Below are 15144 nucleotides of genomic sequence, written 5' to 3'. Positions count from 1 at the left end.
TTTGATCAAAAATCAATGAGGGAAGAATTATGTGTTCAAGTCATTCTGATGAAAGAAGTGTTTTAATACTGATGATTGCAGTAGCGATTATTGGCTGTAATGCTTTCCTGCTCAGTCCTATCCTGAATGACATTGCCTCGAGCCTTTCGGTTTCGGTAGCACAAATAGCCAGAGCCATTGCGGCTTATGGTGGGGCTACCGCACTTTCCTCGTTATTCCTGGCTCCCTATGCCGCTATGATTGGTGTAACAAGGTCTATGCGTTATGCCGCAATGCTGATGGTGATGGGTATAGTGCTGAGTGCGGGCGCTACGACAGGGGGGATGCTTATTCTTGCTCAAGCGTTGACTGGGATTGCCGCGGGGCTGATGTTACCGGCGACTTATGCCATTACAGCGTATGTCGCGCCAGAGGGGGGCTCGTCGGCTGCCCTCGGTAAGGTAATCGCGGGGTGGTCGCTGGCGATGGTGGCGGGCGTCCCCCTTTCTGCCGCCATTTCTGACATGGCAAACTGGCGTATTGCATATGGCATTCTGGCTATAATGGGGGGGGTATTTTTATTCTTCAGCATAAAACTTCCTGAAATAGATACATCAGATGAGAGATCAGGGTTTTCATTTTATGCGTATCGCTCGAACCCCGAAATATTGATTGTTTTTTTGATTACTTTGCTTTACATGACATCATTTTATGGGGTGTACTCGTTTATTGGTACCTTTACCAGAAACAATTTTAATGATAACGCTACGTTAGCCAGTGGAGTTACCATGTTTTATGGTGTGGGTTTCGGTCTGGCAAGTATAAAATCAGGTTTAATTGATCGCTATAGTCCTAAGTCGATAGCCTGGTTAATATTTGTCGCTATATCTTTGGTGTACTTTGCTATCTCTCAGAATAGTTCTAGTTTGTTTTTTCTGTTTATGATCTGTTTGATTTGGGGTGGGGTTAATAATTTTGGGTTGAATGTTATTGTTAGCATGATAATACAACTTAGTCCTGGATGTAAGACGACCTCATTAGGTATTTATAGTGCCTTATCATATGGAGGGGCGATGATCGGCAGTTTTTTATATGGGTATATATTTAATCAGTGGGGTTTTTCTGTTACTGCTATTGTTTCGTTAATTCTGTGTCTTATATCGGCATTACTTGCCTGGGTTAACGTAAACTATGTCGGAAAGGCACGAAGTCACGGTGTAAAAAAACAGAAAAATTGAGAACCTATCTTAGTGCTATACTTGCTCTGTCAATAATGGTGAGCAATGATGAAGGAGCCAATATGAATAAAATTGATAATACTCAGCACGATAGTGAGATTATCCGTAATTTTGGCTTTCCTTCGGCAGATGTGATCGCGGACTCTACCCTTTCTGGGTGGCGAAGCCTCTTTACGGTGTTGCATAAACAGCGACTCGATACTGATGAGTGTCAACGACCTGCCACGGCACAGCATCAATTGGTACTGTATTGTGGCGGAACAGAAAGCGGTGAAGTGAGTTTTAATCAGGAGTCATGGAAAAAATATACTAAAAGGAAAAATGAGTGGTATATAGCTCCTGCAGGTGGTTCAGGAAGCGTTTGGCGCTGGAAAAATATGACGGAGACAGACCAGGACTCGTATATTTTTCGCATCCTGCTGTCAGCGCAATCTTTGGCTGATGCGGCTTTACAGCTGAATGCCGACTCTTCGATAAATTTAATCCCGCGAATCGGTATTGTCGATGATTTTATGTTACAGCTTGCCCGGCAGCTTCGGGACGAAATGATAGCGCCTAGCCTCTATGGCTGTTCGTATGGAGAGGCATTATCAGCGGTACTGTCGATACATATCTTAAAAAATCACGCAGAGCTTAAGACGATTGAGGTACCCGGAAACGGTTCTTTATCCATGCAGAAAAGGGAGCTTGTGCGAGAATATATTGCAGAAAACCTGGATGGTGTGTTGTCGTTGGATGAGATGGCTGCACTTGTATCACTCAGTAAGTTTCATTTCTCAAGATTATTTAAAAACACGTTTGGTATGGCCCCTTACCGTTATATATAATGCCAGGATGAACCTGCTTGCCAGATTGCTGGCCGATAGCGATGAGCCATTATATTCCCTGGCCGATAAAGTCGGATTTAGTTATAGCACCAATTTGATCAGGGCATTTAGGCGATTTAAAGGCGTGACGCCAATGGAATATCGTAAAGCGATAAGGGGATGATATTAGGTAAACAGACATTGATATGATAATCAAAGGGGCCGCAGCCCCTGAGCTTAACGATGGCGATAGTGCTCTTGCGGGCCGCCGTGGCCGCCGCCGTGCGGGCCACCGTCGCCATGGGGGCCGAAACAGCAGGCGCTCAACAGGGTGGTGAGCAGGGCAGCGCCGACCAGGGCGATAATACGTTTGGTCATAATCATTTTCCTGGTTACAAGGTGCAGTGATTATAAATAACAGCCGGCCGCAGCGTCCGTCAGTAAATCGTTAAGCGCTGTTAGCAGTCATATTTCCGTTGACTCTGGCAGCGTAATGTCAGTATTGCGTAAAGATGCCGAAAACAATCTGCAAATAGGCATCGGTGAGATAGTCGGGAAATAGTCACCTTGCTATAACGGCGCCTGCTTCAAATAACCCGAGACTATCACATGAATAAAATGTTGTTGCTGATGTGCCTGCTGCTGCCGGTGGCGGCGCAGGCGGAGGTGTCTATCGATATCAATGTGCCCGGCGTGTCGCTGCATCTGGGCGATCGGGATCATCGCGGTTACTACTGGGATGGCTACGACTGGCGTCCGCCGCAGTGGTGGCATGCGCATCAGGGGCGCGGCATCGGCGAACGTAACGACCGTGGATATTACTGGGACGGCGGCCGCTGGCAGCCTCCGGCGCAGCATGGGGAAGGCCGCCGCGGCGATGCACACCACGCTGACGACGACCGCAGCCATCATGACGGGCATCCGCATGCTGATCACGAGCAATCGCATGAAAGCAACGATCGTCATGATGGTGGTCACGGCGCGCAGGATAGCGGTAAACCGTACCCAAAACGGGGCGATGAGCATCGCTGATCGCTTACCGCTTACGCAGTTATCCGTGCTCGCCCTTTGAACGGCAGGGCGAGCTGGCTGCCATTTTCCCCTCCGCGATGCGACAAAGGCTTTCCCTGACGTCGTTAACCCCCTAATATTTAACTACAGATGTTAACGATCCGGCCGGCTTCTTCGGCCCACAGGGAATTGCCGCGTTTATGCCAACCAGCCAGACCTTCACGCTTTTACTGAAAAACCAGCGCCGGCGCGATAAGCGCTATCTGTCACTGTTGGCATTGGGCGTGGCGGTGGCGCTGGTGTTCAGCCTGAGCGCCGGCGATCTTTGGCTGTGGCCGAACCAGTGGTTTGGCGACGCCGGCCGGCTGTTTGTCTGGCAGTTGCGTCTGCCGCGCGCGCTGGCGGTGATGCTGGTAGGCGCCAGCCTGGCGGTGGCCGGTGCGGTAATGCAGGCGCTGTTTGAAAATCCGCTGGCGGAACCGGGGCTGCTGGGCGTCGCCAACGGTGCCGGCGTGGCCCTGGTGCTGACGATTCTGCTGAGCCACGGGCTGCTGCCGGTGGCGTGGATGAGCCTCAGCGCGATTATCGGCGCGCTGGCGATGACCTTGTTACTGCTCGGGTTTGCCCGCCGGCGACGTCTGACCAATACGCGCCTGCTGCTGGTGGGGGTGGCTTTGGGCATCGTCTGCAGCGCCGTTATGACCTGGGCGGTCTATTTCAGCTCCAGCCTGGATCTGCGCCAGCTGATGTACTGGATGATGGGCGGTTTTGGCGGCGTCGACTGGCGGCAAAAATGGCTGATTGTGGCGCTGTTGCCGGTGGTGCTGTGGCTGTGCCGGCAGGGTAAGGCGCTCAACCTGATGACGCTGGGGGAAACTCAGGCGCGTCAGCTGGGCCTGCCGCTGCACCTGTGGCGTAACCTGCTGGTGTTGGCCGTCGGCTGGTTAGTGGGCGTCAGCGTGGCGTTGGCGGGGGTGATCGGTTTCGTCGGTCTGGTGATCCCGCATATGCTGCGGCTGAGCGGCCTGACCGATCAGCGTTACCTGCTGCCCGGCTGCGCGCTGGCCGGCGCCGGCGTGCTGTTGGCCGCCGATGTGGTGGCGCGTATCACGCTGCTGTCGGCGGAGCTGCCGATCGGCGTGGTAACCGCCACCCTCGGCGCGCCGCTGTTTATCTGGCTACTGACCCGGGTGAAGGCGTAAGCTGGCTGTGGCAGGCATCCGGCGCAGGCGCCGGACTTTTACCGATGACGACTCTCAAACTGACAGGATAACGATGATGACACAGGCTATTTATGACATTCCGCTGACCACGATCGACAACCGCCAGACTACGCTGCAGGCGTATCAGGGCGATGTGCTGCTGGTGGTCAATGTGGCTTCAGAATGCGGGTTGACCAAACAGTATGCAGGTCTGGAAAAACTGTATGAAACGTATCGTCAGCAGGGGCTGACGGTGCTGGGCTTCCCGTGCAATCAGTTCCTGGCGCAGGAGCCGGGCAGCAATGAGCAGATTCAGGCATTTTGCCGCACCAATTTTGGCGTGCAGTTCCCGCTGTTTAGCAAGATCGAGGTGAACGGCGCCAACCGTCACCCGCTGTATCAGGCGCTGATCGCCGCGCAGCCTGCTGCGCTGGCGCCGCAGGGCAGCGAATTTATGGCGCGACGCATCAGTAAGGATCAGGGGCCGAAACAGCCCGGCGATATCCTGTGGAACTTCGAAAAGTTCCTGATTGGCCGTGACGGCCAGGTGATCCAGCGCTTTGCCCCGGATATGACGCCGGAAGATCCGCTGCTGACGGCGGCGGTGGAGCAGGCGCTGAGCCGTTAAGGGATATGGAGACGATGCTGCAGCTTAGCCAGGTCGGGGTTACGGGGCGCCTGGCCCCGTTTAGCGCGCAGATCGCGGCAGGGCTGCAGGTGCATCTGATCGGCCCGAACGGTGCCGGCAAGAGCAGCCTGCTGGCGCGCCTGGCGGGGCTGTTGCCGGGGGACGGAACGATCGCGCTGGACGGGCGGCCGCTGGACGACTATCAGGCCGGTGAGCTGGCACGGCGGCGTGCCTATCTGAGCCAGCAACAGCCGCCGGCGGCGCTGATGCCGGTATTCCAGTACCTGGCTCTGCACCAGCCGGCGGGCGCAGCGGCGCAGGCGGTGGAAAACGCCATGCTTTACCTGTGTCAGAGCCTGAAGCTGACCGATAAGCTGTCGCGCATGTTGCAGCAGCTTTCCGGCGGCGAGTGGCAGCGGGTGCGGCTGGCGGCGGCGCTGCTGCAGGTATGGCCCAGCATTAATCCGCACAGCCGGCTGTTATTGCTGGATGAACCGACCAGCGCGCTCGACGTGGCGCAAAAAGTGGCGCTGGATCGCCTGTTGCATGAGTTCTGCCGCAGCGGGCGCAGCGCGCTGGTGTGCGCGCACGACCTCAACCATACGTTACAGCAGGCAGATCGCGTCTGGCTGCTGCAGGCCGGGCAGGTGGTCAGGCAGGGCGTAACCCATGAGGTGATGGAGCCGGCTCTGTTGTCACAGATTTATGAGGTGGATTTTCATATGCAGTCGACGGGCAATCAGCGCTGGATTATGACTACCACCGCCTAAGCGTTTTATACGCGCAGGATAAGTAAACGGAATATAAACAAACTTCATAAAATAGCCGGCTAAATACCGGCATCTCGTGCTGATATATTTGAGTTAAATTCGACCGCCCCCTTGAAAAACACACTTCAAGTGCTAGGCTTAATATAAGTTCACTTATTTTAAGAGATAATTGTTAATAATTATAACTTATTGCTTTTTGGTGGATTTATTCTATTCCTCACGGCGATTCCGCCGTCAAAACTTCTGCAGAAAATGAATTTCATCTTAAGGTTTAGTTAAGCTTGCCGCCGTACATTGACCATGGAACAACCGGGAACGACTTTCTCCGGCGTTTACTATCCGTTAAATAAAAGCGCCTTACATTGTAATTGAAATCACGTTCGCAATCTTTGAGGTTTACTATGGATCAATTCTTGCCTTTCTCTCGCCCGGCAATTGGCGATGAAGAAATTGCGGCGGTAGGCAAGGTGCTGACATCCGGTTGGATCACTACCGGGCCGCAAAACCAGCAGCTGGAAGCGGACTTTTGCCGCACCTTTGGCTGCCGGCACGCGGTGGCGGTCAGTTCAGCTACGGCAGGCATGCATATTACGTTAATGGCGCTGGGTATCGGCCTGGGCGACGAGGTGATTACTCCGTCGCAAACCTGGGTGTCCACCCTTAATATGATCGAGTTACTGGGCGCGACGCCGGTCATGATTGACGTTGACCGCGAGACGCTGATGGTCAGCGCTGCCGATGTGGAAGCCGCGATAACCTCCCGCACCAAAGCCATTATTCCGGTGCATTATGCCGGCGCGCCACTGCCTCTGGATGCGCTGCGCGACGTTGCCCGCCGTCACCGGCTGCCGCTGATTGAAGACGCCGCACACGCGGTAGGCGCCCGCTATCAGGACGAGTGGATCGGCGCGCGCGGCACGGCGATTTTCTCCTTCCATGCGATAAAAAACCTGACCTGCGCCGAAGGCGGACTGATCGCCACCGACGATGCGGAACTGGCCGAGCGCGTACGGCGTCTGAAGTTTCACGGCCTGGGCGTGGATGCGTTCGACCGCCAGACTCAGGGGCGCACGCCGCAGGCGGAGGTGGTGGAGCCCGGCTACAAATACAACCTGTCCGACATTCATGCGGCGATCGCCGTGGTGCAGCTGGCGCGTCTGCCGCAGCTGAACGCACGCCGCAAGGCGCTGGCCGAACGCTATCTGCAGGCGCTGCAGGGGTCGCCGTTCCAGCCGCTGGGGCTGCCGGATTATCCGCACGATCACGCCTGGCACCTGTTTATGGTACGGGTGGACGCCGAGCGCTGTGGGTGCGACCGCGATACGCTGATGGAGCGTCTGAAGGCGCAGGGCATCGGCAGCGGGCTGCATTTCCGCGCCGCCCATACGCAAAAATTCTACCGTGAGCGTTATCCGCAGCTGAGTCTGCCGCATACCGAATGGAACTCGGCGCGGCTGTGCACGCTGCCGCTGTTCCCGGATATGAGCGAGGCGGACGTCGACCGCGTGGTCGGTGCGCTGTTCAGTGTACTGGAGGCGTCACGTGTCGCAGATTGAACCGATCAACAAAGTCTCGATCGTCATTCCGGTCTATAACGAGCAGGAAAGCCTGCCGGCGCTGCTGGAACGCACCATGGCGGCCTGTCATCAGCTGACGCAGGCGTATGAAATCATTCTGGTGGATGACGGCAGCAGCGATGACTCCGCCGATATGCTGAGTGCGGCGGCCGAACGGCCAGGCAGCCATGTCATCGCCGTGCTGCTGAACCGCAACTACGGCCAGCATTCGGCGATTATGGCCGGTTTTAATCAGGTGAGCGGCGATCTGGTGATCACGCTGGACGCCGACCTGCAAAACCCGCCGGAAGAGATCCCACGGCTGGTCAGCGTCGCGGAGCAGGGGTACGACGTGGTGGGCACCGTGCGCGCCAACCGGCAGGACTCCTGGTTCCGTAAAAGCGCCTCCAAAGTGATCAATATGATGATCCAACGCGCCACCGGTAAATCGATGGGCGATTACGGCTGCATGCTGCGCGCCTATCGGCGCCATATCGTCGAGGCGATGCTGCACTGCCACGAGCGCAGCACCTTTATCCCGATTCTGGCGAACACCTTTGCCCGCCGCACCACTGAAATCGACGTCCGGCACGCCGAGCGCGAATTCGGCGACTCCAAGTACAGCCTGATGAAGCTGATCAATCTGATGTATGACCTGATCACCTGTCTGACCACCACGCCGCTGCGTCTGCTCAGCGTGGTCGGCAGCGTGGTGGCGCTGTGCGGATTTGTGCTGGCGCTGCTGCTGATCGTCCTGCGTTTGATATTGGGGCCGGAGTGGGCCGAAGGCGGGGTATTCACGTTATTTGCCGTCCTGTTCAGCTTTATTGGCGCCCAGTTCGTCGGCATGGGACTGCTCGGCGAGTATATCGGGCGCATCTACACCGATGTGCGTGCTCGCCCACGTTATTTTGTTCAGAAAGTGGTCGGTAAACAGCCTGACCAAGAGACTCAGGAAGAAGAATGATGAAAGCGATTGTATTTGCTTACCATGATATTGGCTGCGCCGGTCTGCAGGCGCTGAGCAACGCGGGTTACGACATCCAGGCGGTATTTACCCATACCGACCAACCCGGTGAAAACCAGTTTTTCTCTTCGGTAGCGCGTCTGGGGGCCGACATGGGCCTGCCGGTATACGCGCCGGAGGACGTGAACCACCCGCTGTGGGTCGAACGCATCCGCGAACTGCAGCCGGAGATTATTTTTTCGTTCTACTACCGCAACCTGCTGAGTGACGACGTGCTGTCGTTGGCGCCGCAGGGCGGTTTCAACCTGCACGGTTCGCTGCTGCCGCGCTACCGCGGCCGCGCGCCGGTGAACTGGGTGCTGGTTAACGGTGAAAGCGAAACCGGCGTTACGCTGCATAAAATGGTTAAACGGCCGGACGCCGGCGATATCGTCGGCCAACAGCGCGTGGCGATTGCCGGCGATGACACCGCGCTGACGCTGCATAAGAAAGTGCTGGCGGCGGCGTCGCAGCTGCTGGAAGAACAGCTGCCGAAGCTGAAAAACGGCAGCGCAACCTTCAGCCCGCAGGATGAATCCCAGGCCAGCTATTTTGGCCGCCGCAGCGCCGCCGACGGCGAAATTCAGTGGCACCGCAGCGCCGACGCCATCCATAACCTGGTGCGGGCGGTGACCGAACCTTATCCCGGCGCGTTCAGCTATCTGGGGCAGCGCAAACTGATTGTCTGGCGCTCGCGTCCGCTGGCGATTGCGCATGACAAACAGCCGGGCACGGTGCTCAGCGCTTCGCCGCTGGTGGTGGCCTGCGGCGAAGGCGCGCTGGAAATTATCGCCGGGCAGAATGAGGCCGGTCTGTACGTGCAGGGCAGCCGGCTGGCGCAGGAGATGGGCATTGTGGCCGATGTTCGCCTGCTGGCCAAGCCGCAGTCGGCGCTGAAGCGCCGCACCCGCGTGTTGATCCTGGGCGTGAACGGGTTTATCGGCAACCATCTGACTGAACGGCTGCTGCGGGAAGATCGCTATGAAATTTACGGGCTGGATATCGGTTCCGATGCCATCAGCCGTTTTCTGGACAATCCGCGCTTCCACTTTGTCGAGGGCGATATCAGCATTCATTCTGAGTGGATTGAGTATCACATCAAGAAATGCGACGTGGTGCTGCCGCTGGTGGCGATCGCCACGCCGATCGAATACACCCGTAACCCGCTGCGGGTGTTCGAACTGGATTTTGAAGAAAACCTGAAGATCGTGCGCGACTGCGTGAAGTACAACAAACGTATTATCTTCCCGTCGACGTCGGAAGTGTACGGCATGTGCGACGACCAGGCGTTCGACGAAGATCATTCCCGCCTGATCGTCGGGCCGATCAACAAACAGCGCTGGATCTACTCGGTATCCAAACAGCTGCTGGATCGGGTGATCTGGGCCTATGGCGCCAAAGAGGGGCTGAAGTTCACGCTGTTCCGGCCGTTCAACTGGATGGGGCCACGGCTGGACAACCTGGACGCCGCACGCATCGGCTCATCGCGCGCCATCACCCAGCTGATCCTGAACCTGGTGGAAGGCTCGCCGATCAAACTGATGGACGGCGGGGCGCAGAAGCGCTGCTTTACCGATATTAACGACGGGGTTGAGGCGTTGTACCGTATTATTGAAAACCGTGACGGCCTGTGCGACGGGCAGATCGTCAATATCGGCAACCCTACCAATGAGGCGAGCATTCGCGAACTGGCGGAGATGCTGCTGGCCAGCTTTAACGACCACCCGCTGCGCGACCGTTTCCCGCCGTTCGCCGGCTTTAAAAACGTTGAGAGCAGCAGCTATTACGGTCAGGGGTATCAGGATGTGGAGCACCGCAAGCCGAGCATCCGCAACGCCCGTCGCCTGCTGGACTGGCAGCCGACCATCGCCATGCAGCAGACCGTTGCCGAGACGCTGGACTACTTCCTGCGCGCCACCGTGCAGGAAAGTGAGGAGGCATGAGGAAAGTCGGCCTGCGGGTAGATGTCGACACCTTCAGCGGCACCCGGGACGGCGTGCCGCGCTTACTGGCGCTGTTCGACAGGTACGCTATCCGCGCCAGCTTCTTCTTCAGCGTCGGGCCGGACAATATGGGGCGCCATCTGTGGCGCCTGCTGCGGCCGCAGTTTCTGTGGAAGATGCTGCGCTCCAACGCCGCCTCGCTCTATGGTTGGGATATTTTACTGGCGGGCACCGCCTGGCCCGGCCGCCATATTGCGCGCCGGCTGGCGCCGCTGATGAAACAGACCGCTGCCGCCGGCCATGAGGTCGGGCTGCACGCCTGGGATCATCAGGGCTGGCAGGCCAACGCCGGGCGCTGGTCCGAGGCGCAGCTGGCGCGGCAGATCCAACTGGGCGTTGATGCGTTGAGCGCCGCCGCCGGCCAGCCGGTGCGATGTTCGGCGGTCGCCGGCTGGCGCGCCGATCGGCGCGTGCTGGCGGTGAAGGAGCGTTTTGCTTTTGACTACAACAGCGACTGCCGCGGTACGCATCCGTTCCGGCCGCGGCTTGATGACGGCAGCCTGGGCACGGTGCAGATTCCGGTCACGCTGCCGACCTTTGATGAGGTGATTGGCCGTGAAGTCAGTATGAGGGATTTTAATGACTATATCCTGCGGGCGATAGCGCAAGACGCCGGCGTGCCGGTCTATACCATCCACACCGAAGTGGAAGGCATGTCGCAGGCGGCGATGTTTGAGCAGCTACTGCAGCGGGCGCAGCGGCAGGGCATTGAATTTTGTCCGCTGGGCGCGCTGTTGCCGGCTGATTTGTCGTCGCTGCCGCCGGGCGATATTGAACGCGGGCCTTTTCCCGGCCGTGAAGGCTGGCTGGGCCGCCAAACCGACGTGAAGGACGTTGCATGAAGTCGTTAAAAAACGCCTGGGCCATCGTTGCATCGCTGTTTTTTGTGCTGGCGTATCTGCTGCCGCTCAACGGCCGCCTGCTGTGGCAGCCGGATGAAACCCGCTATGCGGAGATCAGCCGCGAGATGCTGCAGCGCGGCGACTGGGTCGTGCCGCATCTGCTGGGACTGCGCTATTTTGAAAAGCCGGTAGCGGGTTACTGGATCAATAACATCAGTCAGTGGCTGTTTGGCGACAGCAACTTCGCCGTGCGTTTTGGTGCGGTATTTTGCAGCGGCGTCAGCGCGCTGCTGGTGTTTGCTCTGGCGATGCTGATGTGGCGCAACGCGCGCCGCGCCGGGCTGGCGGCGCTGATTTTCCTGTCGATGGTGCTGGTGTTCAGCATCGGCACCTACAGCGTGCTCGACCCGATGATCGCGTTATGGATGACGGCGGCGATGGTCAGTTATTACCTGGCCCTGCAGGCCGTCTCGGTCAGGGGCAAGCTGGGCGCTTACGCGCTGCTCGGTCTGGCCTGCGGCATGGGGTTTATGACCAAAGGCTTTCTGGCGTTGGCGGTGCCGGTGATCGCCGTGCTGCCGATCGCCATTACTCAGCGGCGCTGGCGCGATCTGTTGATCTACGGCCCGCTGGCGATTGTCACGGCGGCATTGCTCAGCCTGCCGTGGGCGCTGGCGATCGCTCAGCGCGAGCCGGACTTCTGGCGCTATTTCTTCTGGGTGGAGCATATCCAGCGTTTTGCGGAGAATGATGCCCAACATAAAGCGCCGTTCTGGTATTACCTGCCGGTGCTGATGGCCGGCGTACTGCCGTGGCTGGCGCTGCTGCCGGGGGCGTTGTTCAAAGGCTGGCGCGAGCGCGCCGCGCGGCCGGAGCTGTTCTTCCTGCTCAGTTGGGTACTGATGCCGCTGCTGTTTTTCAGCATCGCCAAAGGCAAACTGCCGACCTATATTCTGCCCTGCATGGCGCCGCTGGCGCTGCTGATCGCGGAGTATGCCGAAGCGCGGCTGAGCGCGCTGCGCAGCCGGGTATTCAGGATTAATGCGCTGCTTAACGGTCTGTTCGGCGCGCTGGGGCTGCTCGCGCTGTTGCTGCTTGGCAGCGGTCTGCTGCCGGGCACGCCGCTGTTCGGCCCACACGAGGGGATAAAGCTGGCGCTGGGGGCGACGGCGTTTGCCGGTTGGCTGCTGTTTGCCGTGCTGTCGCTGGGCGAGGGCGGCCGGCGTTGGACGTGGGCAGCCGCTTGTCCGCTGCTGCTGTGCCTGCTGATCGGTTATGCCATTCCGCAGCAGGTGATCGACGCCAAACAGCCGCAGAACTTTATCCGCACCAATCAGACGCTGCTGGCGCACAGCCGCTACGTACTGAGCGACAGTGTGGGGCTGGCTGCCGGCCTCTCCTGGCAGTTAAAGCGCGGCGACGTGCTGATGTACAACGAACAGGGTGAGGTGGGGTATGGGCTGGGCTATGCGGATGCGCACGACCGGTTTATCAGCGAGGGCGAGTTCGCGTCATGGCTGGCGCAGGCGCGCCAGCAGGGCAACGTGGCGCTGGCGCTGCAGCTGTCGCGCGGGGAGAGCCTGTCCGATCGGCTGCCGCCGCCGGATAAGATGCAGCGCATGAACCGCTACGTTTTGTACTGGTATCAGCAGCAGCCATGAGCGGCTACCTGCTGGTCTTACTGGCGTGTCTGCTGACCTGCGGCGGGCAGCTGTGTCAGAAACAGGCGGCGCGCGGCTGGCGCTTACCTGCCAGGGTGCGCCGTCGCTACCTGCTGCGCTGGCTGGGGCTGGCGCTGACGCTGCTGGCGGCGGGGCTGGCGGTATGGCTGGCGGTATTGCAGCGGCTGCCGCTCAGCCAGGCCTACCCGATGCTCAGCCTCAATTTCGTGCTGGTGACGCTGGCGTCCCGCCTGCTGTTTAAGGAGTCGATCGCGCCGCGTCACTGGTGCGGCGTCGTCGCCATCGTTGTGGGGATCCTGCTGATGAGCGCGCCGTTATGAGAAAGGGCTACATCTGGGGCATCGCCAGCGTGCTGCTGGTCAGCGCCGCGCAGCTGCTGATGAAGTGGGGCATGGTGCAGTTGCCGCCGCTGTCGCTGCATAGTCTGGCGCTGCCGGCGGCGGGAAGCCTGCCGGCGCTGCTGGCGGTGGCATTCGGCATCGCCGGCTACGGGTTGTCGATGCTGTGCTGGCTGATGGCGCTGCGCACCCTGGCGCTGAGCCGCGCCTATCCGTTGCTGGGCGTCAGTTATGTGCTGGTGTATCTGGCGGCGGTGGCGTTGCCGTGGTTTAACGAATCCGCCAGTTGGTTAAAAAGTCTGGGTACGCTGCTGATACTGCTGGGGGTGTGGCTGATAGCGCGGCAGGATGCCCGGAAGCGCTAAAAATTGGCGCCATATCAGAATTATCCCGGTTGAAACTTGCCTTTTTTCCATCGGCGAGGATAAATTACCCGCATAGCGCCGTGACTTCCCGCCGCGCGGGCGATGCGGCAACGTATGCAAGCAAGGGATGATAACAATGCGTACCTGGTTCTTATTGATCAGCCTGGTGCTGGCCGGCTGCAGCAGCCATGCGCCGCCGCCGAGCGGCCGGCTGGCGGATTCCATCGTGGTGGTGGCGCAGCTGAATGAACAGCTGCGTCAGTGGCACGGCACGCCTTACCGTTACGGCGGGCTGGACCGCGGCGGCGTTGACTGCTCCGGCTTTGTCTATCGCACTTTCCGCGACCGCTTTGACATGCAGCTGCCGCGCTCGACGGAAGACCAAACCTCGCTCGGCAGTAAAGTCTCGCGCGATGAACTGATGCCGGGCGATCTGGTGTTCTTCAAAACCGGCCACGGGGAAAACGGCCTGCACGTCGGGATTTATGACACCAACGATCAGTTTATCCATGCTTCCACCAGCCGCGGGGTGATCCGCTCCTCGCTGAACAACGTGTATTGGAAAAAAGTGTACTGGCAGGCGCGTCGCATCTAGGCACCCGCTTTTTTCGGTAAGCGAAAATGTTGTATTCCGTTATCATACCGGCATGATGTTCTGACCGGTAACTGTGATGACAGCCCTGCGCGTATTGATTTCCGATTCTTACGATCCCTGGTTCAATCTGGCGGTGGAAGAGTGCATCTTCCGCGAGATGAGCACGCAAAAAATCCTGTTTCTGTGGCGCAATGCGGAAACGGTGGTGATAGGCCAATCGCAAAACCCGTGGAAAGAGTGCAACACCCGCCGTATGGAACAGGACGGCATTCGGCTGGCGCGCCGCAGCAGCGGCGGCGGGGCGGTATTCCACGATTTGGGCAATACCTGTTTTACCTTTATGGCCGGCAAGCCGGGCTATGATAAAAGCGTGTCAACGCAGATTATCCTGCAGGCGCTAGCGACGCTGGGCATCCGGGCGACGGCTTCCGGGCGCAACGATCTGGTGATCGACACCGCCGAGGGCACGCGCAAAATCTCCGGTTCCGCCTACCGCGAAACACCGGATCGCGGCTTTCACCACGGCACGCTGCTGTTGAACGCCGATCTGAACCGCCTGGCGGACTACCTGAACCCCGATGAAAAAAAACTGCAGGCCAAGGGCATTACCTCAGTGCGTTCACGGGTGGCCAATCTGGCGGAGTTTTTGCCGACGATCACCCATCAGCAGGTGTGCGACGCCATCGTGCAGGCGTTTTTCGCCTACTACGGCGGCAGCGCCGTGGCGGAAGTGATCTCGCCCGACGTGTATCCCGACCTGCCTAACTTTGCCGAACAGTTTGCCAAACAGAGCAGCTGGGCGTGGAATTTCGGCAAGGCGCCGGCCTTCAGCCACCTGCTGAACGAGCGTTTCAGCTGGGGTGGGGTGGATATCTTTTTTGACGTTGAGCAGGGCGCCATCAGCCGGTCGCAGATTTTTACCGACAGCCTGCAGCCGGCGGCGCTGCAGCGGCTGGCCGAGCTGCTGGTGGGCTGCGCCTACCGCAGCGATGCGGTGGCGGCGTGCTGCCGGCAACTGATTGATGAATATCCGGCCCAGCGGACGGAGCTGGCGGAACTGTGCCGCTGGCTCAGCGAAACCATCAAATAACCGTCGCGCTGAGCGGACGGCAGCGGATATTTT

17 protein-coding genes are annotated in these 15144 nt (G+C 58.6%); 16 read left to right on the top strand and 1 reads right to left on the bottom strand.

Features of this window, described 5'->3' with window-relative positions:
- Positions 1 to 29 precede the first annotated feature (29 nt).
- From HF675_RS13765 to HF675_RS23975, 3 genes are all read left to right on the top strand, one after another.
- Complete coding sequence (locus HF675_RS13765; protein ID WP_105230864.1) at positions 30 to 1217, top strand: MFS transporter; 1188 nt, start codon at positions 30 to 32, stop codon at positions 1215 to 1217.
- A 62-nt stretch (positions 1218 to 1279) separates the two neighbouring features.
- A complete protein-coding gene (locus tag HF675_RS13760; RefSeq protein WP_187043241.1) occupies positions 1280 to 2044 on the top strand; it encodes an AraC family transcriptional regulator in 765 nt (254 codons plus the stop codon).
- Positions 1935 to 2207 carry a helix-turn-helix domain-containing protein gene (locus HF675_RS23975; protein WP_370569815.1) on the top strand — a complete coding sequence of 91 codons (273 nt, stop codon included), beginning with the start codon at positions 1935 to 1937 and terminating at the stop codon, positions 2205 to 2207. Before HF675_RS13760 ends, HF675_RS23975 begins: the two co-directional genes overlap by 110 nt.
- A 53-nt stretch (positions 2208 to 2260) precedes the next feature.
- On the opposite strand, the gene HF675_RS13750 is transcribed toward HF675_RS23975, so the two are convergent.
- Positions 2261 to 2401 (bottom strand): hypothetical protein, encoded by a 141-nt coding sequence (locus HF675_RS13750; RefSeq protein WP_187043239.1) that lies wholly within the window; start codon positions 2399 to 2401, stop codon positions 2261 to 2263.
- A 231-nt stretch (positions 2402 to 2632) separates the two neighbouring features.
- Between HF675_RS13750 and HF675_RS13745 the strand changes: the two genes are divergently transcribed.
- From HF675_RS13745 to HF675_RS13685, 13 genes are all read left to right on the top strand, one after another.
- The gene (locus HF675_RS13745; RefSeq protein WP_187043238.1) at positions 2633 to 3055 is read left to right on the top strand and encodes a DUF2502 domain-containing protein; all 423 of its coding nucleotides are present in this window, start codon (positions 2633 to 2635) and stop codon (positions 3053 to 3055) included.
- A gap of 179 nt (positions 3056 to 3234) precedes the next feature.
- The gene (btuC, locus tag HF675_RS13740) at positions 3235 to 4236 is read left to right on the top strand and encodes a vitamin B12 ABC transporter permease BtuC (RefSeq protein ID WP_105230867.1); all 1002 of its coding nucleotides are present in this window, start codon (positions 3235 to 3237) and stop codon (positions 4234 to 4236) included.
- 76 nt (positions 4237 to 4312) lie between these two features.
- The gene (locus HF675_RS13735) at positions 4313 to 4864 is read left to right on the top strand and encodes a glutathione peroxidase (protein ID WP_111737200.1); all 552 of its coding nucleotides are present in this window, start codon (positions 4313 to 4315) and stop codon (positions 4862 to 4864) included.
- A 14-nt stretch (positions 4865 to 4878) separates the two neighbouring features.
- A complete protein-coding gene (gene btuD / locus HF675_RS13730) occupies positions 4879 to 5634 on the top strand; it encodes a vitamin B12 ABC transporter ATP-binding protein BtuD (RefSeq protein WP_187043237.1) in 756 nt (251 codons plus the stop codon).
- A gap of 401 nt (positions 5635 to 6035) precedes the next feature.
- Positions 6036 to 7190, top strand: coding sequence for a UDP-4-amino-4-deoxy-L-arabinose aminotransferase (gene arnB, locus HF675_RS13725; RefSeq protein WP_105230869.1), 1155 nt, complete (start codon positions 6036 to 6038; stop codon positions 7188 to 7190).
- On the top strand, positions 7177 to 8157 hold the full coding sequence (arnC, locus tag HF675_RS13720) for an undecaprenyl-phosphate 4-deoxy-4-formamido-L-arabinose transferase (protein ID WP_105230870.1): 981 nt from the start codon (positions 7177 to 7179) through the stop codon (positions 8155 to 8157). Before arnB ends, arnC begins: the two co-directional genes overlap by 14 nt.
- Complete coding sequence (arnA, locus tag HF675_RS13715) at positions 8157 to 10139, top strand: bifunctional UDP-4-amino-4-deoxy-L-arabinose formyltransferase/UDP-glucuronic acid oxidase ArnA (RefSeq protein WP_187044741.1); 1983 nt, start codon at positions 8157 to 8159, stop codon at positions 10137 to 10139. Before arnC ends, arnA begins: the two co-directional genes overlap by 1 nt.
- Positions 10136 to 11041: a 4-deoxy-4-formamido-L-arabinose-phosphoundecaprenol deformylase gene (gene arnD, locus HF675_RS13710; protein WP_187043236.1), complete on the top strand. Its 906-nt coding sequence runs from the start codon at positions 10136 to 10138 to the stop codon at positions 11039 to 11041. The genes arnA and arnD overlap by 4 nt, the downstream gene beginning before the upstream one ends.
- The gene (gene arnT / locus HF675_RS13705; protein ID WP_187043235.1) at positions 11038 to 12702 is read left to right on the top strand and encodes a lipid IV(A) 4-amino-4-deoxy-L-arabinosyltransferase; all 1665 of its coding nucleotides are present in this window, start codon (positions 11038 to 11040) and stop codon (positions 12700 to 12702) included. The genes arnD and arnT overlap by 4 nt, the downstream gene beginning before the upstream one ends.
- Positions 12699 to 13043, top strand: coding sequence for a 4-amino-4-deoxy-L-arabinose-phosphoundecaprenol flippase subunit ArnE (arnE, locus tag HF675_RS13700; RefSeq protein WP_187043234.1), 345 nt, complete (start codon positions 12699 to 12701; stop codon positions 13041 to 13043). The genes arnT and arnE overlap by 4 nt, the downstream gene beginning before the upstream one ends.
- Positions 13040 to 13426 carry a 4-amino-4-deoxy-L-arabinose-phosphoundecaprenol flippase subunit ArnF gene (gene arnF, locus HF675_RS13695; protein ID WP_105230874.1) on the top strand — a complete coding sequence of 129 codons (387 nt, stop codon included), beginning with the start codon at positions 13040 to 13042 and terminating at the stop codon, positions 13424 to 13426. Before arnE ends, arnF begins: the two co-directional genes overlap by 4 nt.
- Positions 13427 to 13562: 136 nt before the next feature.
- Positions 13563 to 14021 (top strand): NlpC/P60 family protein, encoded by a 459-nt coding sequence (locus tag HF675_RS13690; RefSeq protein WP_187043233.1) that lies wholly within the window; start codon positions 13563 to 13565, stop codon positions 14019 to 14021.
- Between the two features lie 76 nt (positions 14022 to 14097).
- Positions 14098 to 15111, top strand: a complete 1014-nt coding sequence (locus HF675_RS13685; RefSeq protein ID WP_105230876.1) for a lipoate--protein ligase A — start codon at positions 14098 to 14100, stop codon at positions 15109 to 15111.
- The last annotated feature ends 33 nt before the right edge of the window (positions 15112 to 15144 follow it).

The organism is Serratia sp. JUb9 (genome assembly GCF_014298095.1).
Classification (GTDB): Bacteria; Pseudomonadota; Gammaproteobacteria; order Enterobacterales; family Enterobacteriaceae; genus Serratia_B; species Serratia_B rhizosphaerae.
Note: the sequence above shows the minus strand (reverse complement) of the source record. Positions and strands in the feature narration are given on the sequence as shown.